Source organism: Brucella sp. 22210 (genome assembly GCF_052045675.1).
Classification (GTDB): Bacteria; Pseudomonadota; Alphaproteobacteria; order Rhizobiales; family Rhizobiaceae; genus Brucella.
Genome location: NZ_JBQEPD010000001.1, coordinates 513,516 through 539,156 on the forward strand (window position 1 = coordinate 513,516; position 25,641 = coordinate 539,156).

Below are 25,641 nucleotides of genomic sequence, written 5' to 3' on the forward strand. Positions count from 1 at the left end.
GCGATCAGCTTTGTGACGGGGCCGGGAAGAACCGGTCTCGCGAATAGCTGCTGCCGAAGATCATGTCATATTGCAGCATCTGATAGTCGCGCAGGAGCGGCGCAAAAGGCGGGCGCTGCTGCCAGCCTTCATCGGCGTTTTCGTCGCCATCGAACACGGCATGCGCATCAACAACGCGATACTGGTCGTGCAACTGACGCAGGAAGCCGGTGTAATAGGGATGCTGCATCCCGGCCATTTCGAGTATCTGCATCGGCAGGAAAGCCGGGCTGATCGTGCCGGTGCCGCGTTCCGCGCCGCGCTTGTTCGACCATAGCACCAGCGGTGTTTCATGCTGGAGAAGCATGTCGGCGGCAGGCGCGATGCGGCTTGCGACCCGATCCTGCATGAAACCGGTTTCGGTATAGACCGGGCCGAGCGGTGGCAGATGATCGCCGAAGAACACCAGAATGGTCTCGCGTTCGCGCTTCGACGCCCATTCCATCAGACGGGCGAGGCTTGCATCGGCATCCATTGCGCCTTGCGAATAGGTGCGGATCGACTGGCGCACAGCTTCGCTGGCGTCGGTCTGCACATCGAGCTTGGAATCCGGATAGCGGTTGGCCTCATAGGGGCCATGGCCTTGCAGCGAAACAGCAAAGAAGAAAAACGGATCTTGCTGCTCGTCCGCCTCGCGAATGATCTCGGTGGTCAGCGCATCGTCCGAGGCAAGCGTGCCGCGCTTTTCGAGCGGCGGCATGCTTTCTTCCGACATGAACTTGTCGAAGCCCATGTTTTCATAGACAGGACCGCGGTTCCAGAACCACTGGCGATAGGGATGGATCGCCCGCGTTGCATAGCCCTGTTCCTTGAAGAAGCTTGCGAGCGAAGGCAGCGGACGGCGAATATATTGCTGATAAGGAATGCTGCCCGAAGGCAGGAATGCTTTGGAAAAGCCTGTCAGCGCTTCAAACTCGACATTGGCGGTCATGCCGCCGAATTCCGGCGAGAACACATAGCCGGATTGTTCAGCGCGCACAGTCGGGATCGGATCGGCGCTGAAGGCGACGCCCGGCAGGCGGGTCGGATCCCAGAAAGACTCGCTCATGATCATGATGACGTCGGGCTTGCCGGTATCAAGTGCTGCCGGAATGAGCTGCGCTGGCGGTTCAATCGACGCGATGGTTTCCGGTGAATAACCTTCCGGCGCGAAGACGGTTGCCATTGGCACGTTCAAAATGAAGGCCATGGTGAAACCGTTATGCGCGTAATTTTCCTTCTGGTCCCACATGATGGGCAGAACGCGCAGGCGGTCGCGCGCCAGTGAAAAACTGGAATAGTCGGAAATGAAGGCGAACCAGGCGAGCAGCGGCAGCGCGAAGGCCAGACGAAGCGCGCGACCTTTCCAGGGAATGCGGTCGAAACGACGCCACCAGAAAAGGCTTGCGGCAATCAGCAGCGCAGCGCTGGCAATCAGGAGAAGGGCGATGCCGACAGCGCTCCACGGGCGCTCACGCACCAGAAGCGGCAGTAAATCGACGATCTGGCGCGCATAGAGAAAATCGCTCGGATAGAGCGGATCGCCGAGATAGAGGCTTTTTTCACGCGCCGTCGTGGCGGCGATCAGCGCCAGCGGCCCAACCACGAAAAGCCCGTAATGGATGCGCCCGAAAAGCGCGTCGCTGGCGGTCAGCACCACGACGAAGAAGGCAACCGTTGTCCATGCCGGCTTGTGCGGGGTGCGGAAAAACTCGATGGCTTCGGCAAAAGAACCGCGGAAAATCCACTCGACGGAGAAGACGAGCAGAACGGACAGGACGATGGAAGCAAGCGCAACCCAGACGAAGCGCACTGGCCACGAGACATGCGAAGCGCCGAAAATGGCCGCATCGCTCCAGCGACGTTCGCCCGCGTTTTCCACTACTCCAGACATGTCTTACCCGCTACCATTTCTAAATATGAGAAATTTCGTGTCACATTTCTGTCATGGAAATGTCAAGCCACGGTTGAGCGGCGGGTGATACCGGACGTGATCTGAACGCACAATGAATAGAAAAAGCCCAATAAAAATAGGGCCGGAAGTGATTCCGGCCCTATTCTTTAAGTGCTGACGATATTCGTCGGTTAAATGACGTCTTCGAGACCCTTGGTCAGCTCCAGCGCCTGCCGTTCGAACAGACGGCGGTAGATGCCGCCCGGCTTGCGGATCAGCGCGTCATGGTCGCCTTCCTCGATGATCTGACCCTTGTCGAAGACAAGCAGCCGGTCGAGTGCGCGCACCGTCGAAAGCCGGTGAGCGATGACGAGCGTGGTGCGCCCGACCATCAGGCGTTCCATCGCCTGCTGGATCAGCACTTCCGATTCCGAGTCGAGGCTGGACGTCGCCTCGTCGAGGATCAGAACCGGCGCATTGGCCAGAAACGCCCGGGCAATGGCCACGCGCTGGCGCTCACCACCCGACAGCTTCACGCCGCGTTCACCCACCAGTGTCGCATAGCCCTTCGGCAGCCGGGTGATGAAGTCATGCGCGCTGGCAAGGCGTGCCGCTTCCTCAATCTCGGCCTGTGTCGCGCCGGGGCGGGCATAGGCGATGTTCTCGGCCAGTGTGCGGTGAAACAGGATAGGCTCCTGCTGCACGATGGCAATCTGCGACCGCAGCGACGCCTGGGTGACCTCAGCAATGTTCTGGCCGTCAATGCGGATGGCGCCGTCCGTGACGTCGTAAAGCCGCTGGATCAGCTTCACGAAGGTGGTCTTGCCAGAGCCGGAATGGCCGACAAGGCCAACCCGCTCGCCCGCATCGATCTTAACCGAGAAGTCGCGGTAAAGCGGGTCTTCATGGTTGCCATAATGGAACGTGACGTGATCGAAGGTGATCTCGCCCGCACCGATCTTGATCGCGGTAGCGCCAGACCTGTCGGCAATGCCGTAGGGCTGTGCCTCGATATCGACCAGTTCTTCCATGTCGTTGACCGACCGTTGCAGGTTGCGGATATGCATGCCGACATCGCGCAGATAGCCCTGCAGCATGAAGAAGGCCGTCAGAACGAAGGTGATGTCACCGGCAGTTGCTTGCCCCTGGCTCCAGAGATAGAGCGCAAAGGCAATAATAACGCCGCGCATGACCAAAAGGTTTGCGCCCTGAATGAAGCCGTTCAGCGTGCCGATCAGCCATGTACGCCGGGTGCGGTTCTGCCACTTGGCCACCACCTTGGCGAGCCGCGCATCCTCGCGCGCTTCGGCACCGAATGCCTTCACGACAGCGTTGCACGACATGGCGTCGGCCAGCGAGCCGCCCATGCGCGTGTCCCAGCTATTGGCCAATGTTGCAGCAGGCGCAACAAAGCCAAGCGAAATCACAATCGTGCAGACGATGTAGAGCACAGAGCCGATGGCGACCAGCAGGCCGAGCAAAGGCCAGTACCACGCCAGCAGCAAGACTGAACCGACGAGCATCAGAAGCGAAGGCAATAGCGCGATGATGAGCGTATCGTTCAACAGATCGAGCGCCCACATGCCGCGCGTGACCTTGCGCACAGTCGATCCCGCAAAGGCATTGGCGTGCCAGTCGGTCGAGAAGCGTTGCAGCTTGCGGAAGGCGCTGGCCGCCATGTCGCTCATGATCTTCAGTGTGAAGTCTGTGAGGACATAGAAGGTCAGCTGACGGGCGATTAGTGCCAGCGCGCCCAGTGCCAGCAGCACGACAAGCGCCTGAATGGCGGCATCCCATGCACCATTATTGCCAAGCGAAAGCGCATCGACCAGCCGCCCTGAATAGAGCGGGGTCAAAACATCTGCGGCTGTTGCAAGCAGCATGCCGATTATCATCAGCGCCAGCCGCAAGGGCTGACTTCGCCAATGGCTGAAAGTGTAGCCGAGGACATTGCGGAACGCAGGTCCCCGGAAATCTAAACGAAACCGAGTCATATCCATATTACCAGCCTGTGCTCGCGCGCAGAACTGGCCCTTGATTGAGAAAACAAAACGATCGGCTCCGGGAGGAGCCGCGAAAAGCGGTGGTTTTGGAAAGGTGCTCCGAAGGAGCGATACTTAGCCCGCGAGGCGGGCCGCGGACCTAGCGATTAGAGGCGCCCGCAGAAACACAGGGCACCATTGGGAATGGATAATCGACGCGCATCTCATACCTCCTGCCAGTGTTTCAGATGCGTGCACAATAAATGAGCAAGATTGTTTGCCAAGGCCCTAAATGCAATTTCTGGTTCGCAAGGTGTCGGGTGTGGCAATTTTGCAAGAACGTCGATTTTGGGATTTTAAAAGTAATACTTTTCACATTTTCTGCTAAAAGCCCGTTGCAACCTTGCATTCGCTGGTTCGATGCGCGAATGAAAGTGAGATATATCAGGGCCGCACGGCTGATATCGGGAGAGAGAGTTCATATGACAATTCATCAGAATCTGATCGCTGGCGAGTGGGTTGGCGGTGACGGCACTGCCAACATCAATCCGTCCGACACCAATGATGTGGTGGGCACCTATGCCCGCGCGACGGCTGAAGACACGAAAGCGGCGATTGCAGCTGCCAAGGCCGCTTTCCCAGCCTGGTCACGTTCCGGCATTCTGGAGCGCCATGCGATCCTGCGTAAGGCAGCCGACGAGATTCTGGCGCGCAAGGACGAGCTTGGGCGTCTCCTGTCGCGCGAAGAAGGCAAGACGCTTGCCGAAGGCATCGGCGAAACCATCCGCGCCAGCCAGATTTTCGATTTCTTCGCAGGCGAGTGCCTGCGCCTTGCCGGTGAAACGCTGCCTTCGGCGCGTCCGGGCATCGGTGTCGAGGTCACCCGTGAAGCTGTTGGTGTCGTCGGTATTATCACGCCGTGGAATTTCCCGATCGCCATCCCGACCTGGAAGATTGCGCCCGCGCTCTGCTACGGCAACACCATCGTCTTCAAGCCAGCCGACCTCGTGCCGGGCTGCTCCTGGGCTATTGTCGATATCCTGCACCGCGCTGGACTGCCGAAGGGCGTTCTCAACCTCGTCATGGGCAGAGGTTCGGTCGTCGGCCAGACCATTCTGGACAGCGCCGATGTTCAGGCTGTGACCTTCACCGGCTCGACCGGTACGGGCAAGCGCGTTGCCGCTGCCTCCATCGAGCACAATCGTCGCTTCCAGCTTGAAATGGGCGGCAAGAACCCGGTCGTCGTTCTGGATGATGCCGATCTCAATGTTGCGGTCGAATCCGTGGTCAATTCGGCCTTCTTCTCGACCGGTCAGCGCTGCACCGCGTCCTCGCGTATCATCGTGACGGAAGGCATCCACGACAAGTTCGTTGCCGCTGCCATCGAAAGGCTGAAGGGCGTCGTGGTCGACAATGCGTTGAAGCAGGGCACGCATATCGGTCCGGTCGTTGACGAAAGCCAACTTCAGCAGGACATGGATTATATCGAGCTTGGCCGCAAGGAAGGCGCGAAGCTTGCCTTTGGCGGCGAGCGCCTGAACCGCGAAACGCCGGGCTTCTATCTCCAGCCAGCACTCTTCACTGAAGCCACCAACCAGATGCGCATCAGCCGTGAGGAAATCTTCGGCCCGGTCGCTTCGGTCATCCGCGTCAAGGATTACGAAGAAGCGCTCGCCACTGCCAACGATACGAACTTCGGCCTGTCGTCGGGCATCTGCACGACGAGCCTGAAATACGCCACGCATTTCAAGCGCAATTCGGAAGCGGGCATGGTGATGGTCAATCTGCCGACCGCCGGTGTCGATTTCCACGTGCCGTTCGGCGGGCGCAAGGGTTCGAGCTACGGACCGCGCGAGCAGGGACGCTACGCCGCCGAGTTCTACACGACGGTCAAGACGGCCTATACGCTGGCCTGATAGCAGTCTGAAGGAATGTGAAAACCGGCGGTTTACCCGCCGGTTTTTTTATGCGGCTTTTTTCGGCCAGGCAGCAAGCTTGCGGGCGAAATGCGACACCGTGCCGTGCAGCAGCATGGTGAAGGCCGCCAGCACGAACAGGCAGGCGAACATCAGATCAACCTTGGCGCGTCCATTGGCGAGCAGCATCAGATAGCCGAGGCCCTTCGATGCGCCGACCCATTCGCCCACCACTGCGCCGATGGGCGCATAGACGGCGGCAAGGCTCAGGCCCGATGCCAGTGAGGGAAAGGCAGACGGAATGCGGATACGAAACAGGATCGCCATGCGTCCCGCGCCCAGAATTTCCGCTGCGTCGATCAGGCTGCTATCGGTGCGTCGCATGCCGTCGAAGAAGGTGGAAACGATGGGGAAGAAGATCATCAGCACCGTAACCGCGATCTTCGATGCAGGACCGTAGCCGAGCCACAAGGTTAAAATCGGGGCGAGCGCAAAGATCGGGATCGCCTGACTGAACACCATGGCAGGCATGACAAGCCGCTGCGCCAGCGGCGACATCATCAGGCAGATGGCGGTCGCGATGCCGACCGCACTGCCAAGGACGAGACCGCCCAGAACTTCGCCGATGGTGGCGGCGGCGTTTTCTGCAATCAGCCCGGCATTGGCGATCAGTGCCTGCACCACATCCAGCGGGCCGGGCAGAATGAAGCGCGGCATCTGGCCGATGCTCACCACCGCCTGCCAGATGGCCAGCGCCACCGCCGCCGACAGCAAGCCGTCGGCGATGCGCCTTGTGCGGGAACGATTTGAAATCGTAGCGTCCAACTAAGCCACTTTTCCTGAAACTGCTTTCAACCCCATCGACCAGAACTCGGCCTCGAGTCTGCTTGCGGTGGCGAAAATCTGGCAGAGCCTTGGCCAGCGCGGGCTTTTCTCGAAGTCGTCGCCGATGCGGTCTTTGGCAGCCTGATCAAACAGCTTGCCGACCGTGTGGCACATGTCCTGATATTCGGCCCCCGCATAGGTATCGATCCACTCCTGATAGGGCGTGCCGGGCAGGGCGGTCACGGCGAGATTGAGGCCGATCTCGCCATAGCCATGCGCGCAGGGCACAAGCGCGGTCAGCAGGTCGAGGAAATCGCCCGCCTGTCCGCAATCGAGCACATAGCGCGTATAGGCTAGATTTTCCGGCTCTTCCTTCGTCGCGTAAAGCTCGTCTTCGCTGATCCCCTCGCGGGCGCAGATGCTGACATGCAGCGGCAGTTCCATATGGGCAAGACCGTGCATGATATCGGCGCAGAGCCGGGTTTCCTGCAGCGTATTGGCCTTGACGACACCCAGCGCAAAGGCGCGCGCATAGTGGTGCAGATAGACATAATCCTGACGGAGATAATGCAGGAAGGCAGCTTTCGGCAGGGTGCCATCGCCCAATCCGCGCACGAATTCATGCTCGATATAGGGCTTCCAGTCGCCAGGCGTCGCGGCGCGAAGGCGCGTGAACAGTTCGGATGAATAATGCGGCTGCGGCTGGCTCATGACTTGCTCCCTTCCGCGTTGACGTCGATGGCGAATTTTTCGACCGGCAGGATGGAGGGCACCAGATTGTGCTCTTTGAGATAGGCCTCATAACGCTGCCAGCGACCATAATCGAGGCTTGCGGGTGCGCGTGAGAAGCGCGCGACGGTGTCTTTCCAGGCGCGCTGGTTCAACTCGTCCTTGAGCTCGGTGCTGTAGGATGAAAACAGCTCGTAACCCTTGTCCGGGTGATTGACGATATATTGCGCGGCCTTCTCCGTGGCCGAGAGGAAGCGCGAAATCTTGTTCTTTTCCGCCGCGTCCAGTTTGTCGGAAGCGGCGACATAGACCAGCTCGTCATAAACCGGCACGCCTTCTTCCTCGACGAAGAAGCATTTGCCGGGCACGCCTTCGACGGCCATCTGGTTCAGTTCGACATTGCGGTAAGCGCCCATCACGGCGTCGACCTGCTTCGACATCAGCGATGGCGCCAGCGAGAAATTCACATTGATCAGTTCGACATCCGAGAGTTTGACACCGTGCTGACCGAGGATGGTGCCGAGCAAAGTTTCCTCGGTTCCGGCGACCGAATAGCCGATCTTTTTGCCCTTGAGATCGGCGATGGAATTCACCGATCCGTCGTCGCGGGTCATCAGGCAGTTGAGCGGTGAGTCGATCAGCGTGCCGACGCGGATCAGCGGCAGACCTTCATGCACCTGAAGATGCACCTGCTGCTGATAGGAAATGGCGAGGTCGGCCTGTCCCGCCGCCACCATCTTGGTGGGCGTCGAGGCATCGGCAGGCGCGACGATATCCACGTCCAGCCCGGCATCCTTGAAGTAGCCGAGCTTGTCGGCAACGATGATGGGGCCGTGATCCGGGTTCACATACCAGTCGAGGATGAGCTTCAGCTTGTCGTCAGCGTGAGCCGAAGTGGCAACCGTGAAAGCGAGGCCGAACAGGGCGGCGAAGACGGTCTTTTTCATTTGCGTTGCCTTTCCATGGGGGTCTGCTCCAGAGTGTGGCCTGCATAAGCGCGGGTGGTCTCGATCCATTGGCGCAGGCGGCTTTCGGGGGCGGCATTGAGGGTAATGTCGGTGACGACGGAAACGATATCGGCGCCTGCTTCGAAAACGCCCGGTGCGCGTTCGACGCTCATACCGCCGATCCCGACCAGCGGAATGTCGCCAATCCGCGCCTTCCATTGGCCAAGGCGGGGCAGGCCCTGTTCGTGCCATTTCATCTTTTTCAAAATGGTCGGGTAGATGGGGCCGAGCGCGATATAGTCTGGCTTTACCGACAGCGCGCGGTCCAGTTCCGCCTCGTCATGGCTCGAAACACCCAGTTTCAAACCACCGGCGCGAATGGCATCCAGATCGGCATCGTCGAGGTCTTCTTGTCCGAGATGGATGAAGTCGCAACCTTCCTCCAGCGCGAGCTTCCAATAGTCGTTGACGATCAGCTGGCAGTCATGGGCAAGGCAAATTTCGCGTGCGGCGCGGATTTCGCTGCGCAGCTCCGGCTCGGTCTTGTCCTTTGCGCGCAACTGCACCAGCCTGACGCCGAGCGGCACCATGCGCTCCAGCCATTTTGCGCTGTCGAAGATCGGGTAGAACGGATCGAGGGCCATTACAAAAACGCCTTTCCGAGAAGAGGGGTGGATGGCGCGGCCATGTCGCGCGCTTCAATGGCGTCCGCTTCGAAAGCGAGCCGTCCGGCTTCAACCGCCAGTGCGAAGCCGCGCGCCATGGCGACGGGATCGCCAGCCTTGGCGACAGCGGTGTTGATGAGCACGGCGTCATAGCCCAGTTCCATCGCAGCAGCCGCATGGGACGGCACGCCGATGCCGGCATCGACAACAAGCGGAATATCGGGGAAATGCGCCCGCATGGTCTTCAGCGCATAAGGATTGTTGAGGCCACGGCCTGAGCCGATGGGCGCCCCCCAGGGCATCAGCACCTTGCAACCGGCTTCGATGAGCTTTTCCGCGACGACCAGATCGTCATTCATATAGGGAAAGACCTCGAAACTATCGTCGCAGAGTATGCGCGCTGCTTCGACCAGACCGAACGGGTCGGGCTGCAACGTGTCGTGGTCGCCGATCACTTCCAGCTTGATCCAGTTGGTGCCGAAGATTTCACGCGCCATTTTGGCGGTGGTTACCGCTTCACGCGGCGTGTGGCAGCCTGCCGTATTGGGCAGAACGGCGACGCCCAGCTCGCGGATCAGCGCCCAGAAGTCCTGTCCGGCGCGCGCATCGCCGCTTTCGCGGCGCAGCGACACGGTGACGATATCGCTTTGCGAAGCACGCACCGCATCGGCCAGGATGGCGGGCGATGGATATTGCGCCGTGCCGAGCAGCAGGCGGCTTTCAAATTGTTGGCCGTAGAATTCCAGCATCTCAGCCTCCCTGCATCGGGGCCAGAACTTCGATGCGGTCACCAGCCGACAAGGTCGCGGCTGCGCGCTCGTCGCTGGCCACGAATTCACCGTTCAGCGCGGTTGCAACAACCGCTTCGTCCAGTTCGATCTCGGTCAGCAGCGCCGCCAGATTGGCAGCTGCCGTGGTGATGACTTCACCGTTGAGCACGATCGTCATGCATAGTCCTCCACAAATTCGGGCATAGTTTCGGGCGTGGTCGCGGCCGCAACGGCCATGCGTGCCACGGCTGGCGAAAGCAGGAAGCCGTGACGGTAAAGCCCGTTGACATAGATGGTTTTGCCACGCCGTCTCACGTGGGGAAGGTTGTCTGGAAAGGCGGGGCGCGCATCGACGCCGGTTTCGAGAATTTCAGCCTCGCCGAAGGCCGGATGCAGGGCGTAAGCCGCGCTCAAAAGCTCCAATGTCGAGCGCACGCTGATGCCACTGCGCTGATCGCTTTCGATCATCGTCGCGCCGATCATGTGCACGCCGTCGCCGCGCGGCACGATGTAGAGCGGAATGCGCGGATGCAGGAGGCGCACAGGCCGCGAAAGGTTGATGTCGCGCGAGCGGACAACCAGCATCTCACCCTTGACACCGCGCAGATCGGGCAGCGCATCGCGGGCGCTAAGACCGCGGGCATCGACAGTGATATCCGCGTCAATCTTCGCTTCATGCGCTTCCGTATTGAGGTGAAAGACGACGCCTTTTCTTTGCAGGTTTTCGGCCAGCTCAACCAATGTCTTGCGCGGATCGAGATGGCCTTCACGTGCGAAGAACAGGCCCTGCCGGAAACGCCCGGCCAGATCGGGTTCCAGTGCATCGATGCGGTCATGGTCGATTGTGTCGAAGGCTTCCGTCCGGCGGGCGAAACGGCGCAACTCGCTGGCGTCGCGGTTGTGCGACAGAACCAGCGTGCCTTCGCGCTTGACGCCGGAGACGTGCTTTTCCCACCAGCCAATCGCTTCCTGACCGAGCCGCACCACAGGTTCTTCGGCGCTTTCGCCCTCGCACCATGGCGCCAGCATGCCGCCCGCAAGCCAGGAGCAGCAGTCGGAACCGATCTGCGGGCTGCGGGCAATCACCGTGACGGCATGGCCCTGATCGGTGAACTCGGCGGCGGTGGCTAGACCGGCGACACCCGCTCCGACGATGGTGACGCGCATCAAGCAATCTCCTCCACTCGGGTTTTCCAGAGGTCATGGAAATGGTGCACCGGCCCGTGGCCGTGTCCGATCTTCAATGTGTCGGCAGCGCGGATTGCCCCCTGCAGATAGGTGTGGGCTGCAAGCATGGCCTTTTCGAGCGGCAGGCTCTTGGCAAGCTCTGCCGCAATGGCCGAGGAGAGCGTACAACCTGTGCCATGGGTGTTGCCGGTCAAGATGCGCGGCGCCTCGACACGCAGCGTCGGTTGATCGCGGCGAACGAGCAGGTCGACGCAGATTTCGCCTTCCGCATGGCCGCCTTTCATCAGAACGGTTTTCGCGCCGAGTTCGAGCAATGCGCGGCCTTGTTGTTCGGCGTCTTCATCATCAAGCGCCAGACCACAGCCGAGCAGGCAGGCCGCTTCTGGCCGGTTTGGGGTCAAAAGCGTTGCGAGCGGAACCAGTTTCTGGCGCAAAAGCGCAATGGCGCTTTCGCTCAAAAGCCGGTCGCCGGACTTGGCCACCATCACCGGATCGAGCACGATAGGGCCGGAAAAATGCGCGAGCCCCCGCGCAATGGCCTCGATGGTTTCGGGCACGGACACCATGCCGATCTTCACCGCAGCAACGTCGAGATCGCTGAAAACGGCGTCGATCTGCCCTGCGACAATGGCGGGCGGGATATCGTGCACTGCGCTCACCGTGCAGGTGTTTTGCACGGTCACGGCCGCAATGACGCTCGCGCCATAAACGCCGAGCGCCGAAAATGTCTTGAGGTCGGCCTGAATGCCAGCGCCGCCGCCGCTGTCGGAACCGGCAATTGTCACACAGATGGGCACAGACCGTGTCTGGCCATTGTTGGATTTGGTTCGGGAGAAACTATGTTTCTGGTTCATCGTGTCGTCTCTCATTCCGAACGGAAAGATGAGACGTCTTGAACCTGTAGGGAGCATAAGCTCCGAGTGGGATGAACCCTGTCCGCGACGCGTCAAACTCCGTTCCCTACGCAGGTATTACCCGGATCAGGTTCAATGGGTTAACGCGTGAACGCGCCTCTCAGCCTCTTGCAAGGCACCCCAACGAATTTTGCATCCATAGGCATAGGCCGGAAGTTTTGAGCGGTCAAGCGATCTCAAGCGAGGTCTGACGCTATAAAAAACAAGATCATCAGAAAAAACTAAATGAGTACCTCCTTCATATATGGTTTGTTAAAACCATTGGTCGTATTCTCCCAGCGGGGAAGTGCGTCCTGGTGACGGTCCTCGCCTGTTGGTTCGTGAGCTTGTCTGGTCATGAACTCATGCGGAATATGATGTTCCAGTGAGAGGTTTTGTTGGCTAATTTAGACTGACGACATGTGTCGGCTTGGGGCAAGGGGTATATGATGGCGAAGCGGAAAGCCGGTCCGACAGAGGCGGGAGGCTCCATGGCGAGCACGTCCCAGCAGGATTTCCGTATCCTTTTCACCACCCATCCGACGCCAATGTGGGTCTATGACCCGCAGACCCTCGGCTTCATCATCATGAATGACGCGGCCTATGCGCTTTACGGCTATACGCCTGATGAGCTGCCGGGCATGACTGTTCTCGATATTCGTCCGCAGGCCGAGCGCGAGCGCATGCTGAGCGCTGTCCGTGATCGCAGCGATCTGGAGCGCCCCGAACGCTGGCAGCATCGGCGCGCCACCGGCGAAATCATCGAAGTTCTGACCTACGGACGGGAAGTGCAGTTCGACGGTAAGGACGCCATCCTCGCCATCGTGCAGGATCGGACCGAAATTGCCGAAGCCAACCGGCAGGCGATCCATGCGCAGTCACTGCTCGATAGCCTTGTGAGCAATCTGCCGCTCGGCGTGTTCATCAAGGACATGCAGGACGAGGGGCGTTACGTACTCTACAATCAGGCGGCATCGCAGGCGAGCGGCAAGGCGGTCGAGGCAGTGGTCGGCTTCACCGATGCGCAGCTGATGACGGATCTGGAGCGCCGCCAATATGCGCAGCAGGATCGTCAGGTGATGAGCAAAGGCGAAGCGCTGAGCGTCGAATATAAAACCCATCACGACGACGGAACGCAGCGCATTCTGCGTGTCATCAAGAGTTCCATACCGCCGGTCAACGACGGCACGCCGCGCTATCTGATCGGCTTGATCGAAGACATTACCGAACGGCGCGAAATCGAGGAGCGCATGGCCCATATCGCCATGCATGACAGCCTCACGCGGCTGCCCAACCGCGCCTATTTCTCCCATCATGTCGAGGACTTGCTGAAAAAGGGCGGCGATGCGGAGCCGTTTGCGCTTTTCTATATCGACATCGATCACTTCAAGAGCATCAACGACAATATCGGCCATCAGGCAGGCGACCAGCTCTTGCAGCAGGTGGCCGAGCGGTTGCGCCAGATCACCACGAGCGACCAGTTCATCGCGCGGCTCGGGGGCGATGAGTTCGCCGTCATCTATCGCAGCGGGACCGTTGGCCAGATCGCCATGTTTGCGGATCGGGTGCTTTCGGCATTTCAGGAACCGTTCAAGCTCGGCGACAATTCCGAATTCGTCACATGCAGCATGGGCATCGCGCAGGCGCCGCTGCATGGCGACAATTCTGACGTGCTGATGCGCAATGCCGATCTGGCGCTCCACGCGTCGAAATCGAGCGGCAGGCGCACCTTCCATTTCTACCAGCACGCGTTGCGCCTGGCTGCTGAAAAGCGCCACATCATGACGAGCGAGCTGCGTCAGGCCCTGCTGTCCCAACAGTTCGAACTGCATTACCAGCCGATCTTCAATCTGGAGAGCGGGCGGATTTCCGGCTTTGAAGCGCTGATCCGCTGGCGTCATCCCGAGCGCGGCATGATTTCACCGGCGGAGTTCATTCCGCTCGCGGAAGAGACCGGATTGATCGGCCCTATCGGTGACTGGGTGCTGCTGGCGGCCTGCCGCGAAGCGGTTTCCTGGCCAGAGGATATCAAGGTTTCGGTCAATCTGTCGCCGGTGCAGTTCAGCCAAAGCTCGCTTTTGCGCTCTGTCACTGATGCGCTGGATGCGGCCCGCCTGTCCCCGAACCGGCTGGAACTGGAAATCACTGAATCGGTGTTTCTGTCCAACAGCAAACACAATATCGAATTGCTGTTCGAGCTGCGCCGTCTTGGCGCTCGCATTGCCATGGACGATTTTGGTACGGGCTATTCCTCGCTCAGCTATCTGCGCTCCTTTCCGTTCGACAAGATCAAGATCGACCGCAGCTTCGTCTCCGGTATCGAAGCGGATACGCGCGATCTCGCCATCATCCAGGCGGTGGCAACGCTGGGCGCTGGCTTCAACATTGTCACCACCGCCGAAGGCGTGGAAACGGCGCAGCAGCTTGAACGTCTGAGAACCGAACGTTTCGGCGAGGTGCAAGGCTATCTGACCGGACGCCCGATGCCGGCCAGCGATGTGCAGGCCTTTATCCAGAGCAATAACGGTACCGGCCTCGCCATGCCCCCGGCGCATAACCGGCTGCCGGTCTGATCGGAAAATCCGGAAAAACAATTCCGCATTTCTGCTTTCAAAAAAGCGCTTGACCTTCCAACGGTGGGAAGGACTACTTATATGGCAATTCAGAAATCTAGCCTCTCCGGAGGCGTGAAAAGGGACTGCTAAAGGTCTCGAAGAGGATTGCCATGAACAAGCCCGTCGATCACGAATCCATCAGCTTTCCCGTTCCCGTGGAAGGCATGAGCTGCGCATCCTGTGTTTCCTCGGTCGAAAAGGCTGTGTCGAAGGTTGCAGGCGTCGACAAGGTTTCCGTTAATCTCGCCACCGAACGCGCCGATGTTACCTTCAAGGGCGCGCCGGATCTGCCTGCCGTCATCGATGCTATTCGCAAGGCAGGCTACGATGTTCCATCAGGCAGCGTTGATCTCGCCATTGAAGGCATGAGCTGCGCCTCCTGCGTCAGCAAGGTCGAGAAGGCGCTGAACGCAGTGCCGGGCGTGACGCGCGCCAGCGTCAATCTGGCGACCGAGCGTGCGCATGTGGAACTGGCCGGACAGGTCGAGACCGCCGAACTCGTCAAGGCCGTCGGGAAAGCCGGTTACGAGGCGCGGTCGCTGAATGATCGTAGCGAAGAGGCTCAAGCCGAAACCGGGCAAAAGACCCAAAGCGAAAAGCGCGATGCTGAAGCTGCGGAGCTAAAAAAGAGTGTTCTGCTGGCTGCAGTTTTGACCCTTCCGGTCTTCGTGCTGGAAATGGGATCGCATCTTATTCCTGCCGTCCATATGTTCGTGATGGACCGGGTCGGCATGCAGAACAGCTGGTATCTGCAATTTGTACTGACCACGCTTGTCCTGTTCGGGCCGGGGCTGCGCTTCTTCAAGAAGGGCATCCCGGCTCTGCTGCGCGCAACACCGGATATGAATTCGCTGGTCGTCGTCGGCACGCTTGCAGCATGGGGCTTCTCGCTTGTCGCAACCTTTCTGCCGGGCGTTTTGCCTGCGGGCACGGTCAACGTTTATTTCGAGGCGGCGGCGGTTATCGTCACGCTGATCCTGATCGGGCGCTATCTTGAAGCGCGCGCCAAGGGGCGCACCAGTGCGGCCATCAGCCGTCTGGTAGGCTTGCAGGCCAAGTCGGCCCGCGTGGTGCGCGATGGCGAGCCGGTCGATGTGCCGCTCGAGGACGTGCGCGCAGGCGATATCGTGCAGGTGCGCCCCGGCGAGAAAGTGCCGGTCGATGGCGAAGTGATCGAAGGTTCGTCCTATGTCGATGAATCGATGATCACCGGCGAGCCGGTGCCGGTCGCCAAAGACAAGGGTGCGGAAGTGGTTGGCGGCACCATCAACAAGACGGGCGCTTTCACTTTCCACGCCACCAAGGTTGGCCGCGACATGGTGATCTCGCAGATCATCCGCATGGTGGAGGATGCACAGGCCGACAAGCTGCCCATTCAGGCCAAGGTTGACAAGGTGACAGGCTGGTTCGTGCCCGCCGTCATGGCTGCCGCCGCGCTGACCTTCGTGCTCTGGCTTGCCATTGGCGGCACGGCAATGCTCGGCTATGCGCTGGTCAATGCGATTGCCGTTCTCATCATTGCCTGCCCATGCGCAATGGGGCTGGCAACCCCGACGTCGATCATGGTCGGCACTGGTCGTGCGGCAGAGTTCGGTGTTCTGTTTCGCCGTGGTGATGCGCTGCAAACCTTGCGTGATGCAACGATCATCGCTGTCGACAAGACCGGCACGCTGACCCAGGGCAAGCCTGCTCTGGCGCATTTTGCAACGGTCGACGGTTTCGACAGGCAAGAACTTCTGGCGCTGGTGGCAGCTGTTGAAGCCCGTTCTGAACATCCGATTGCCGACGCCATCGTGACGGCTGCAAAGGAAGAGGGCCTGAAGCTCGCTGACGTCTCGGCTTTCGAAGCAGTGCCGGGTTTCGGTCTGAAGGCGACGGTATCAGGGCATGAAGTCGCCATCGGCGCCGACCGCTATATGGCGACGCTTGGCCATGATGTGGCGGCATTTGCCGAGGATGCGAAGCGTCTGGGTGATGAAGGCCAGTCGCCGCTTTATGCCGCCGTTGACGGCAAGCTTGCGGCCATTGTGACCGTCGCCGACCCGATGAAGGAAACCACGCCTGCGGCCATTGCTGCCCTGCACGAGCAGGGGCTTACCGTGGCGATGATCACCGGCGACAATCGCCGCACCGCGCAGGCCATCGCCAAGCGGCTCGGCATTGATGAAGTGGTGGCGGAAGTGCTGCCGGACGGCAAGGTTGAAGCGCTGAAGCGGCTTTCGGCTGGCGGCAAGCGTATCGCTTTCGTCGGTGATGGCATCAACGACGCTCCGGCGCTTGCGGCGGCAGATGTTGGCATTGCCATTGGCACCGGAACGGATATTGCGATTGAAAGCGCGGATGTGGTGCTGATGTCGGGCGACCTGCGCGGTGTTGCAAACGCCATCGCGATATCGAAAGCGACAATCCGCAATATCAGCGAAAACCTCTTCTGGGCCTTCGCTTATAATGTGGCGCTCATTCCGGTCGCTGCCGGTATTCTCTACCCCTTCACCGGCACTTTGCTGTCGCCGGTTCTGGCGGCGGGCGCGATGGCGCTGTCGAGCATCTTCGTGCTCAGCAATGCGTTGAGGTTGCGCCGGTTCAAAAGCCCTCTTGGTTGATGAGTGCGGTAACGCTCAATTAGAAAAATCGAAAACGGCGGCTCTCTTGGGCCGCCGTTTTTGTTTCCTCTGGTCTTTTTAGATTTCTGCCTAGTTTTATTTGAAGGCAGAGAGTGTTGCTGCGTTTGAAATGCAACGGCACTCCCACCCATCAGGACTTCTCGCATTCGATGTTTTCCGTGCATTCGGGTTCAGGCACGGCGGTCTGCAGTCACACTTGAAGGGGTAATATTTTGCTTATTTCCTTGACCTCTATCGTCCTTGTGCTGGTCGGGCTGGCGCTCGGCTGGGGCGGTTTCCAGCTCGTTACCCTGGGGGGCAGCTGGTACTATATCATTGCGGCTGTCGGCTTTTTGCTGACAGCGGCTCTCCTCTTGAAAAGAAGCGCTGCGGCCCTGTGGCTCTATGCGCTGATCGTGCTCGGCTCGCTGGGCTGGGCCGTTTATGAAGTCGGTTTCGATTGGTGGCAGCTTGGCGCGCGCGGCGGCATTATCGTGCTGCTCGGCCTCTGGCTTCTGACCCCGTGGATCCGCAAGCCGCTGAATGGCGGGCAGGGCGGCGGTGGCCTGCCGCTGACGGTCGCGAGCGTGGTTGCGCTTGCAATCGCCGGCTATTCCATGACGCAGGACCCCTACAATATTGCGGGCAGTCTCCCGACAGACAAGGTTGCGGCGACACCCGATCTGGGCGGCAATGTGCCGGACGGTGAATGGCATCAATATGGCCGCACGCCCTATGGCCAGCGTTATTCGCCGCTGTCACAGATCACGCCGGACAATGTCTCCAAATTGCAGGTTGCCTGGCAGTATCAGACCGGTGACGTGAAGCAGCCGCAGGATGTCGGTGAGACCACCTATCAGGTGACGCCGCTCAAGATCGGCGACTCGCTCTATCTCTGCACGCCGCATAATTGGGCGATTGCGCTCGACGCCGCGACCGGCAAGGAAAAGTGGAAGTTCGATCCCAAAGTCGGCTTCAACACCGACCGCCAGCACCAGACCTGCCGTGGCGTGAGCTACTGGAAGGACGCCAATGCAACGGCAGGCGCGAAATGCGCCGAGCGAGTCTATCTGCCGACCTCGGATGCGCGCCTGATCGCGCTTGATACGGCGACCGGTGAAATCTGCACCGATTTTGCCAATGGCGGCACGCTCGATCTCAGCCATGGCATGAAGTTTAATCCGGCCGGTTATTATTACTCGACCTCGCCTCCGGCTGTGGTCGGCGACAAGATCATTGTCGGCGGTGCCGTCAACGATAACTACTCGACGGAAGAACAGTCGGGCGTCATCCGCGCTTTTGACATCCGTACCGGCCAGCTTATCTGGAACTGGGATTCGGGTAATCCGGATGTCACGACGCCGCTGCCGGAAGGCCAGTTCTACACGACGAATTCGCCTAATAGCTGGTCGGTCTCCAGCGTGGACGAAAAGCTCGGCCTGATCTTCGTGCCGCTTGGCAATCAGGTGCCTGACCAGCTCGGCATGGGACGCAGCGAAAATGTGGAGAAATATTCCTCCTCCATCGTCGCGCTCGATGTGAATACCGGTCAGGTGAAGTGGGTACGCCAGACGGTCCACCACGATCTGTGGGATATGGACGTTCCGGCGCAGCCGGTTCTGCTTGATATCAACGGCACGCCAGCGCTGGTCGGTCCGACCAAGCAGGGCGACCTTTATGTGCTCGACCGTCGCACCGGTGAGCCGATCATTCCGATCAAGGAAATCCCGGCCCCGACCGGCACCATCCCGGAAGATCATTCGTCGCCAACGCAGCCGATCTCCGACCTGACCTTCAGCCCGCCCGCACTGCGCGAAAGCGATATGTGGGGCGTGACGATGTTCGATCAGCTCGCCTGCCGCATCAAGTTCCACCAACTGGCCTATGAAGGCCGTTACACGCCGCCGTCGCTGAAGGGCACCATTGTCTATCCGGGCAATTTCGGCGTCTTCAACTGGGGCAGCGTGGCCGTCGATCCGGTGCGTCAGGTGATGTTCGGCATGCCGACCTATCTGGCCTTCATGTCACGCCTTGTTCCGCGTTCGGAAATTCCGCCGAAGGGACAGGATGAGAAGGGCAGCGAACAGGGCCTGAACCGCAATGATGGTGCGCCTTATGGCGTCTTCATGGGACCGTTCCTCGGCCCGCTCGGCATTCCGTGCCAGACCCCGCCATGGGGCTATGTTGCGGGCGTCGATCTGCGAACCGGCAAGACCGTCTACAAGCATCGCAATGGCACCATTCGCGATATGGCGCCGGTTCCGCTACCGCTGAAAGTTGGCGTGCCGGGCATCGGTGGTCCGATGATCACGGCGGGCGGCGTTGCCTTCCTTGGCGCGGCTGTCGACGATTATCTGCGCGCCTATGACCTGACCAGCGGCAAGGTGCTCTGGGAAGCGCGTCTGCCCGCAGGCGGACAGGCGACGCCGATGTCCTATACGGTTGGCGATCAGCAATTCGTGCTGATGGTTGCCGGTGGGCACGGTTCTATCGGCACCAAGCCGGGCGATTATGTCATCGCCTATACGCTTCCAAAAAGCTAACTCCCAAAAGGAGTCGCAATAAAAACGCCGGGAGAAATCCCGGCGTTTTTTCATCTGAAGATGTGGATCGGTCAAACCTTGCTGTGCAGCAATTCGCCCTTGCGCGCGGCGGGGCGCTTGCGCGGCTCGGCGGCATTTTCCGCAAGCTGGTGAATGATCGGACAGTCGGGGCGGTTGTCGCCATGGCAGTTCTTTGCCAGATGGCGCAGCGTGTCGGCCATTTCCTGAAGCTGGAGCATCTTGGCCTCCAGCTCCTCGACATGGACAAGCGCGACCTTCTTCACATCAGCGGATGCGCGGTTGCGATCACGCCAGAGTGCCAGCAGTTCCTTGATCTGCTCGACCTGAAAACCGAGATCGCGGCTGCGGCGGATAAAGCGCAGGGTCTCGACATCTTTTTGCGTGTAGACGCGATAGCCGGAATCCGTGCGATCGGCAGCCTCGATAAGCTCGATGGTTTCATAATGGCGGATCATCTTCGCCGATATGCCTGATGCTGTGGCTGCCTGCCCGATATTCATTCCGTTCCTCACCCAATGTTGGTTTAACAGGATATAGGAGCGCAATATGGCTATTCAAAGGGGTACGGGCCGGTTCAGGCGTCTCTTCCGGCCTGTTTCATGAGATAATGTTCGAGGGTTTGAAAGCCGTCGAAGATCAGAATGGCCAGCGCCGCGACGACGAGGCCGCCTTGCAGCACGAAAGCGAGGTTGTTGGAGATGAGACCGGCAATGATCACTTCGCCAAGCGTGCTGGCCGCGACCGTCGAACCGATGGTGGCGGTGGCAAGGCCGATCACCGCCGACAGCCTTATTCCGGCAAGGATGACCGGCATGGCAAGCGGCATCTCAACTTTGACCAGACGCTGCATTCCCGTCATGCCCATGCCGCGCGCCGCCTCCACGACCGGCGCGGGAAGGGTAGTCAGGCCGGTCAGTGTGTTTTCGAAAATCGGCAGAAGCCCATAGAGAAACAGCGCTATCAGTGTCGGCTTGTCGCCGAAACCGAAAACCGGCACGGCAAGCGCCAGAACCGCGACGGGCGGAAATGTCTGGCCGATATTCACCAGACTGCGCGAAAGCGGCAAAAACTCCGCACCTTGCCGTCTGGTTACGAAGATCGCCATGGCAACCGCCACCAGTGTCGATATCAGGGTGGCCAGCGCTACAAGCCCCAGATGCTGCAAGGTCAGCGTCATCAGATTGGCGCGGTCATAGATGACGGGTGCGCCATCGCTGACCAGCGGGCGGAAGACGGGTTCGAACAGATGCGGCTGCATCAGAAACAGAACGAGCACCGCCAGAAGCGCCAGCCGTGGAATGATGGAAACGAACAGCCTCATGCCGGGCGTTCCGCTTTCCGCAACAGTCTTTCCAGCGTCACGCGACCAAGCGGCCTGCCGTCGCCATCGAGAACCGGCAATGCATTGCGACCCGACCATAAAAGCTCGGCCAGCGCATCGCGTTGCGAGGCGGAGACGGGCATGGCGTCGCCGCTGGCGTCACCCGGTTGCAGGACCGTTTTGAGATCGGTCAGCGAGAGCAGACGGAACGGGCGCTCACCGGTGCCGACCAGCCTTTCGACAAACTCTGTTGCAGGCCGCGCCAGAATTTCCGCAGGCGGGCCATATTGCAAAAGCTTTCCGTCATCCATGACCGCAATATGGTCGCCGAGCGAAATCGCTTCCTCCATATCATGCGTAACCAGCAGGATCGTGGTGCCGAAACGGCGCTGGATGGCCTTCAGGTCTTCCTGCGCCTTGGCACGGATGACCGGGTCGAGCGCGCCGAAAGGTTCGTCCATCAGCAATATGTTCGGTTCCGCCGCCAGCGCTCGTGCGACACCGACACGCTGCTGCTGCCCGCCCGACAGTTCCTGCGGATAACGGTCGCGATAGTCCGCCGGTTCAAGCTGAAACAGATCAAGCAATTCATCGACGCGGGCATTGATCCGCTGTTTCGTCCAGCCGAGCAGAACCGGCACGGTGGCTATGTTTTCCGCAACTGTGCGATGTGGAAAAAGCCCGTGCTGCTGGATGACGTAACCGATCCGCCGCCGCAAGGCGTGACCCGGCTCGTCCATATTGCTGTGCCCGTCGATGCGGATTTCGCCCTCGGTCGGCTCGACGAGACGGCTGACCATGCGCAGCAAGGTGGTCTTGCCCGAACCGGACGTGCCCACGATGGCCGCAATACTATGCGGCTTGACAGAAAAGCTGACCGCATCCACCGCAGCCCGGCCATTATAGCGCTTGGTAATCCGGTCGAACTCGATCATTGCGCGGTTCCTTTCCCGGCGATTTCAATGGCGGCGTCGAGCAGAACGGCAGCGCCGAAGGCCAGCAGAACTGTTGGCAGCGCGCCGAGCAGCACCAGATCCATGGCCGTCTGTCCGATCCCCTGAAAGACGAAGGTGCCGAAACCGCCGCCGCCGATCAGCGCGGCGATGGTGGTCAGGCCGATGTTCTGCACCATGACGATGCGAATGCCGGTGAGGATCACCGGAAATGCCAGGGGAAACTCGGTCTTGAACAGCCGCTGCAGGCGCGTCATGCCCATGCCGCGCGCGGCATCGCTGACGGGTTCTGGCACCTGCGCCAGTCCCGCCACCGTATTGGCGACGATGGGCAGAAGCGAATAGAGAAACAGCGCGACAAAGGCAGGCGCTGCACCGATACCGCGAATGCCGAGGCTTGCCGCCCATGGCGCGTTGGCGGCAAGCCAGCCGAGCGGTGCAATCAATATGCCGAACAGCGCCATTGACGGTATGGTCTGAACGATGTTGAGGCTGTTCAGCACCAGACCACGCAGCCGCGGCACGCGATGGCAGATAAGCCCGAGCGGAATGCCGATGACCGTTGCCGCGACAAGCGAACCGAGCGCCAGTTCCACATGGCGACGGGCTTCATTCCAGAAACTGTCGGCACGGCTGAGATATTCCTTCATGAAGGAGAGATTGTCCCACAGCCCCGAGGCGAGCAGCGCATAGAGAAGAAGGGCAGCGAGTGTCAGCAAACTCACCCGCACCAGCGGCCGCACTTGCAGGCGCACCAGCGCATCGGCGACCGAAATGCCGCTGGTGAAGAGCAGTAGCCAGAAGCCTGATGCCGGTGAAACGCGCGCGTAATTGTTGCCAGCTGGAGAAAGATGCGTTGCCGCAAGCCCGATCGCGATCAGCATGGCGGCAAGCCCCGCAAGGCTCGCGCCCAGTCGCAACATGCGACCCGTGGCAAACAGGGCGACCAACAGCCAGACGATGACAATGACGAGCAGCAGCGCGGCTTCACCGACCGGCAAAGCATCGAGCAGAAAGCGCGGTTCGCCCTGAACGATGCGGTTGGCGCGGAAGGTGGCAAAGGGCAACAACAGTCCGGCGATGGCCAGAACGGTTATGACGAGACCAAGCCTGTCGACACGGCCGAACAGGCCATGCGAGGCCTTTTCAGCATTCGCCGAATTGGAATGATGGACTGCGATTCTATCCGGCAACGTGTCGCCTTTATCCGCCTATTTCAGAAAGCCGTTCTTCTTCAGGAAGTCCTCGGCGACCGCCTTGGCTGGTTCACCGCCGAGCTGCACACGACCGTTCAGCTCCTGAAGCGTGGTCAGGTCGAGCTTTGCAAAAACCGGGTTCAGCAGTTCTTCGATCTTCGGGTTCTTTTTCAGCACGTCCTCGCGGATGATGGGGGCGGGCTGGTAGACAGGCTGCACATGCTTGTCGTCTTCAAGCACCACAAGACCGGACGGCGCAATGCCGCCATCCGTGCCATAGACCATTGCCGCATTCGCGCCGTTGGTCTGGTTGGCGGCGGCGGCAATGGTCGCCGCGGTATCGCCGCCAGACAGCGTGATGAGCTGATCCTGCTTCAGAGTGAAGCCATAGGCGGTCTGGAAAGCGGGCAGGGCGGCAGCCGAATTCACGAATTCCGACGAGGCGGCCAGAATGACCTTGCCGCCACCAGAAGCGTACTTGCCGAAATCGCTGAGACTGGCGAGCTTGTTCTCGTCGGCCACGTCCTTGCGCAGCGCAATGCCCCAGGTGTTGTTGGCGGGCGAAGGCGACAGCCAGACAATCTTGTTGGCGTCGTAATCGAGCTTCTTTGCCGTCTCAAACGCCTTGGCGGGGTCTTTCCAGAGCGGATCATCCGCCTTGTTGAAGAAGAAGGCCGCATTGCCGGTATATTCCGGGTAAATATCGATCTCACCGGCCACGATTGCCTTGCGCACCACCGGCGTCGCGCCGAGCTGGATGCGGTCGGTCGTCTGAATGCCGTTGGCGTTGAGCATGGCGAGAATGATGTTGCCCAGCACACCGCCTTCCGTATCGATCTTGGATGATACGACAACCTGTGATTGCGCCGGACTGGAAAGTCCCGTCGCGCCGGCAATCAGGGTGACTGCGACGGCTGCGCCCTTCAGAAGACTTCGGTATGACATATTCCTCGTCCCATATTGCTTATTTGTGTTCCTGATAAACTATAGCGCGACCGCAAAAAGGAAACCTTGGGTGGAACCGGCTCCTGACAGCTGTCTGTCAGGAGGACTGGCGGCGCGGCGCGAAACGGCATGAAATCACCGGCGTGGTCAGGTGCAATCGGGGCATTGGTGCGAGCGGTTTGCCTATGTCGCGAAATGGTGCGCATGTCGTATTTATGGCGTCTTTTGACGCAAGCCTGCTGTCGGGTTTTCACAGGACACAATAGAAATATGATCAAAGGCTTCGTATGTGCCGTCAGGGCGCATGCGGTCGCGAAACTGGTGGTTGTTCATGTCCCGCTTTTCTGCAGCTTCTATTATCAAAAACGCGCTTTCCGGTAACAAGAACTGGGACCCGCAATGGCCCAATGCCGAACCCAAGGCCGAATATGACGTCATCATCGTCGGCGCGGGCGGGCACGGTCTGGGCGCGGCCTATTATCTGGCCAAGGAACACGGCATCACCAATGTCGCCGTGATCGAAAAAGGTTGGCTCGGCGGTGGCAATACGGGGCGCAACACCACCATCATTCGCTCCAACTATCTCTATGACGAGAGCGCGCATCTCTATGAACATGCGGTGAAGCTGTGGGAAGGTCTCAGCCAGGACCTCAACTACAATGTCATGTTCTCGCAGCGCGGCGTCATGATGCTGGCGCATACGGTGCATGACGTGCAGAGCTTCAAGCGCCATATCCATGCCAACCGCCTCAATGGCATCGACAATGAATGGCTGTCGAAGGAAGAAGCCAAGGAATATTGCCCGCCGCTCGATATTTCGCCCAATGCCCGCTATCCGGTGGTTGGCGCCACCTTGCAGCGTCGCGGCGGCGTGGCCCGTCACGATGCCGTGGCCTGGGGCTATGCGCGTGGCGCGACCCAGCGCGGCGTGGATATCATCCAGAACTGCCCGGTTCTCTCCATTCGTCGTGACGCTTCGGGCCGCGTGACCGGCGTGGAAACCGCACGCGGCTTCATCAAGGCCAAGAAGGTTGCCGTTTCGACCGCTGGCAACACCTCGGTCGTCATGGATACGGCTGGCGTGCGCATGCCGCTTGAAAGCTTTCCGTTGCAGGCGCTGGTGTCGGAGCCGGTCAAGCCGATCTTCCCCTGTGTGGTCATGTCCAACACCGTCCACGCCTATATCAGCCAGTCCGACAAGGGCGAGCTGGTAATCGGTTCCGGTACGGACCAGTACACCTCCTACAGCCAGCGCGGCGGCCTGCCGCTGATCGAGCATACGCTGGCGGCAATCTGCGAAATCTTCCCGATCTTCACCCGCATGCGCATGTTGCGCAAATGGGGCGGCATCGTCGACGTCACCCCGGATCGCTCGCCGATCATCGGCAAGACGCCGGTTCCGGGTCTCTATGTCAATTGCGGCTGGGGCACTGGCGGTTTCAAGGCAACGCCGGGTTCGGCGCATGTCTTTGCCCACACCATCGCCCGCGACGAACCGCACTGGATCAACGCGCCGTTCACGCTCGACCGTTTCAAGACGGGTCGCCTGATCGACGAAGCGGCAGCTGCCGCTGTTGCGCACTAAAAGCATTTCCAGGAAAAGTGGAAACCGGTTTT

General features: G+C 59.9%; 20 protein-coding genes and 1 riboswitch. Of the genes, 5 read left to right on the plus strand and 15 right to left on the minus strand.

Going from position 1 to position 25,641, the window contains the following annotated elements; genetic code table 11:
- Positions 1-4 precede the first annotated feature (4 nt).
- Positions 5-1,912, minus strand: coding sequence for an LTA synthase family protein (locus tag ACTJKP_RS02405; RefSeq protein WP_440629552.1), 1,908 nt, complete (start codon positions 1,910-1,912; stop codon positions 5-7).
- 191 nt (positions 1,913-2,103) lie between these two features.
- Entirely contained in the window at positions 2,104-3,906 is a 1,803-nt protein-coding gene (locus ACTJKP_RS02410; protein WP_440629553.1) for an ABC transporter ATP-binding protein, read from the minus strand.
- Positions 3,907-4,376: 470 nt separating this feature from the next.
- On the opposite strand from ACTJKP_RS02410, the gene ACTJKP_RS02415 reads away from it, so the two are divergent.
- Complete coding sequence (locus tag ACTJKP_RS02415; RefSeq protein WP_138785937.1) at positions 4,377-5,810, plus strand: aldehyde dehydrogenase family protein; 1,434 nt, start codon at positions 4,377-4,379, stop codon at positions 5,808-5,810.
- A 48-nt stretch (positions 5,811-5,858) separates the two neighbouring features.
- Here ACTJKP_RS02415 and ACTJKP_RS02420 read toward each other — a convergent pair whose 3' ends face one another.
- From ACTJKP_RS02420 to thiD, 8 genes are read right to left on the minus strand one after another with little or no spacing between them, the layout of a single operon-like run.
- Positions 5,859-6,635, minus strand: coding sequence for an ABC transporter permease (locus tag ACTJKP_RS02420; RefSeq protein ID WP_440629554.1), 777 nt, complete (start codon positions 6,633-6,635; stop codon positions 5,859-5,861).
- Positions 6,636-7,346, minus strand: coding sequence for a thiaminase II (gene tenA, locus ACTJKP_RS02425; RefSeq protein WP_078337831.1), 711 nt, complete (start codon positions 7,344-7,346; stop codon positions 6,636-6,638).
- Complete coding sequence (locus tag ACTJKP_RS02430; RefSeq protein WP_440629555.1) at positions 7,343-8,311, minus strand: ABC transporter substrate-binding protein; 969 nt, start codon at positions 8,309-8,311, stop codon at positions 7,343-7,345. Before ACTJKP_RS02430 ends, tenA begins: the two co-directional genes overlap by 4 nt.
- A complete protein-coding gene (locus ACTJKP_RS02435) occupies positions 8,308-8,955 on the minus strand; it encodes a thiamine phosphate synthase (RefSeq protein ID WP_440629556.1) in 648 nt (215 codons plus the stop codon). Before ACTJKP_RS02435 ends, ACTJKP_RS02430 begins: the two co-directional genes overlap by 4 nt.
- A complete protein-coding gene (locus ACTJKP_RS02440; protein ID WP_440629557.1) occupies positions 8,955-9,725 on the minus strand; it encodes a thiazole synthase in 771 nt (256 codons plus the stop codon). Before ACTJKP_RS02440 ends, ACTJKP_RS02435 begins: the two co-directional genes overlap by 1 nt.
- Position 9,726: 1 nt before the next feature.
- Positions 9,727-9,924 (minus strand): sulfur carrier protein ThiS, encoded by a 198-nt coding sequence (thiS, locus tag ACTJKP_RS02445; protein ID WP_061344887.1) that lies wholly within the window; start codon positions 9,922-9,924, stop codon positions 9,727-9,729.
- Positions 9,921-10,913, minus strand: a complete 993-nt coding sequence (gene thiO / locus ACTJKP_RS02450) for a glycine oxidase ThiO (protein ID WP_440629558.1) — start codon at positions 10,911-10,913, stop codon at positions 9,921-9,923. Before thiO ends, thiS begins: the two co-directional genes overlap by 4 nt.
- Positions 10,913-11,788, minus strand: a complete 876-nt coding sequence (thiD, locus tag ACTJKP_RS02455) for a bifunctional hydroxymethylpyrimidine kinase/phosphomethylpyrimidine kinase (RefSeq protein WP_440629559.1) — start codon at positions 11,786-11,788, stop codon at positions 10,913-10,915. Before thiD ends, thiO begins: the two co-directional genes overlap by 1 nt.
- A gap of 86 nt (positions 11,789-11,874) precedes the next feature.
- Positions 11,875-11,981: riboswitch (TPP riboswitch) on the minus strand.
- Positions 11,982-12,276: 295 nt separating this feature from the next.
- On the opposite strand from thiD, the gene ACTJKP_RS02460 reads away from it, so the two are divergent.
- From ACTJKP_RS02460 to ACTJKP_RS02470, 3 genes are all read left to right on the plus strand, one after another.
- Positions 12,277-14,400 carry a putative bifunctional diguanylate cyclase/phosphodiesterase gene (locus ACTJKP_RS02460; RefSeq protein ID WP_440629560.1) on the plus strand — a complete coding sequence of 708 codons (2,124 nt, stop codon included), beginning with the start codon at positions 12,277-12,279 and terminating at the stop codon, positions 14,398-14,400.
- A gap of 152 nt (positions 14,401-14,552) precedes the next feature.
- Positions 14,553-17,045 carry a heavy metal translocating P-type ATPase gene (locus tag ACTJKP_RS02465; protein WP_440629561.1) on the plus strand — a complete coding sequence of 831 codons (2,493 nt, stop codon included), beginning with the start codon at positions 14,553-14,555 and terminating at the stop codon, positions 17,043-17,045.
- 233 nt (positions 17,046-17,278) lie between these two features.
- A complete protein-coding gene (locus tag ACTJKP_RS02470) occupies positions 17,279-19,588 on the plus strand; it encodes a glucose/quinate/shikimate family membrane-bound PQQ-dependent dehydrogenase (RefSeq protein WP_440629562.1) in 2,310 nt (769 codons plus the stop codon).
- Positions 19,589-19,659: 71 nt separating this feature from the next.
- Here ACTJKP_RS02470 and cueR read toward each other — a convergent pair whose 3' ends face one another.
- From cueR to osmF, 5 genes are all read right to left on the minus strand, one after another.
- Positions 19,660-20,109, minus strand: coding sequence for a Cu(I)-responsive transcriptional regulator (gene cueR, locus ACTJKP_RS02475; RefSeq protein ID WP_113533713.1), 450 nt, complete (start codon positions 20,107-20,109; stop codon positions 19,660-19,662).
- 74 nt (positions 20,110-20,183) lie between these two features.
- Positions 20,184-20,930: an ABC transporter permease gene (locus ACTJKP_RS02480; RefSeq protein ID WP_440629563.1), complete on the minus strand. Its 747-nt coding sequence runs from the start codon at positions 20,928-20,930 to the stop codon at positions 20,184-20,186.
- A complete protein-coding gene (locus ACTJKP_RS02485) occupies positions 20,927-21,865 on the minus strand; it encodes an ABC transporter ATP-binding protein (RefSeq protein WP_440629564.1) in 939 nt (312 codons plus the stop codon). The genes ACTJKP_RS02480 and ACTJKP_RS02485 overlap by 4 nt, the downstream gene beginning before the upstream one ends.
- Positions 21,862-23,064 carry an ABC transporter permease gene (locus tag ACTJKP_RS02490; RefSeq protein WP_440629632.1) on the minus strand — a complete coding sequence of 401 codons (1,203 nt, stop codon included), beginning with the start codon at positions 23,062-23,064 and terminating at the stop codon, positions 21,862-21,864. The genes ACTJKP_RS02485 and ACTJKP_RS02490 overlap by 4 nt, the downstream gene beginning before the upstream one ends.
- Before the next feature lie 30 nt (positions 23,065-23,094).
- Positions 23,095-24,024: a glycine betaine ABC transporter substrate-binding protein OsmF gene (gene osmF / locus ACTJKP_RS02495; protein WP_440629565.1), complete on the minus strand. Its 930-nt coding sequence runs from the start codon at positions 24,022-24,024 to the stop codon at positions 23,095-23,097.
- A 331-nt stretch (positions 24,025-24,355) separates the two neighbouring features.
- Between osmF and ACTJKP_RS02500 the strand changes: the two genes are divergently transcribed.
- Positions 24,356-25,609: a sarcosine oxidase subunit beta family protein gene (locus ACTJKP_RS02500; protein ID WP_109368235.1), complete on the plus strand. Its 1,254-nt coding sequence runs from the start codon at positions 24,356-24,358 to the stop codon at positions 25,607-25,609.
- Positions 25,610-25,641 lie beyond the last annotated feature (32 nt).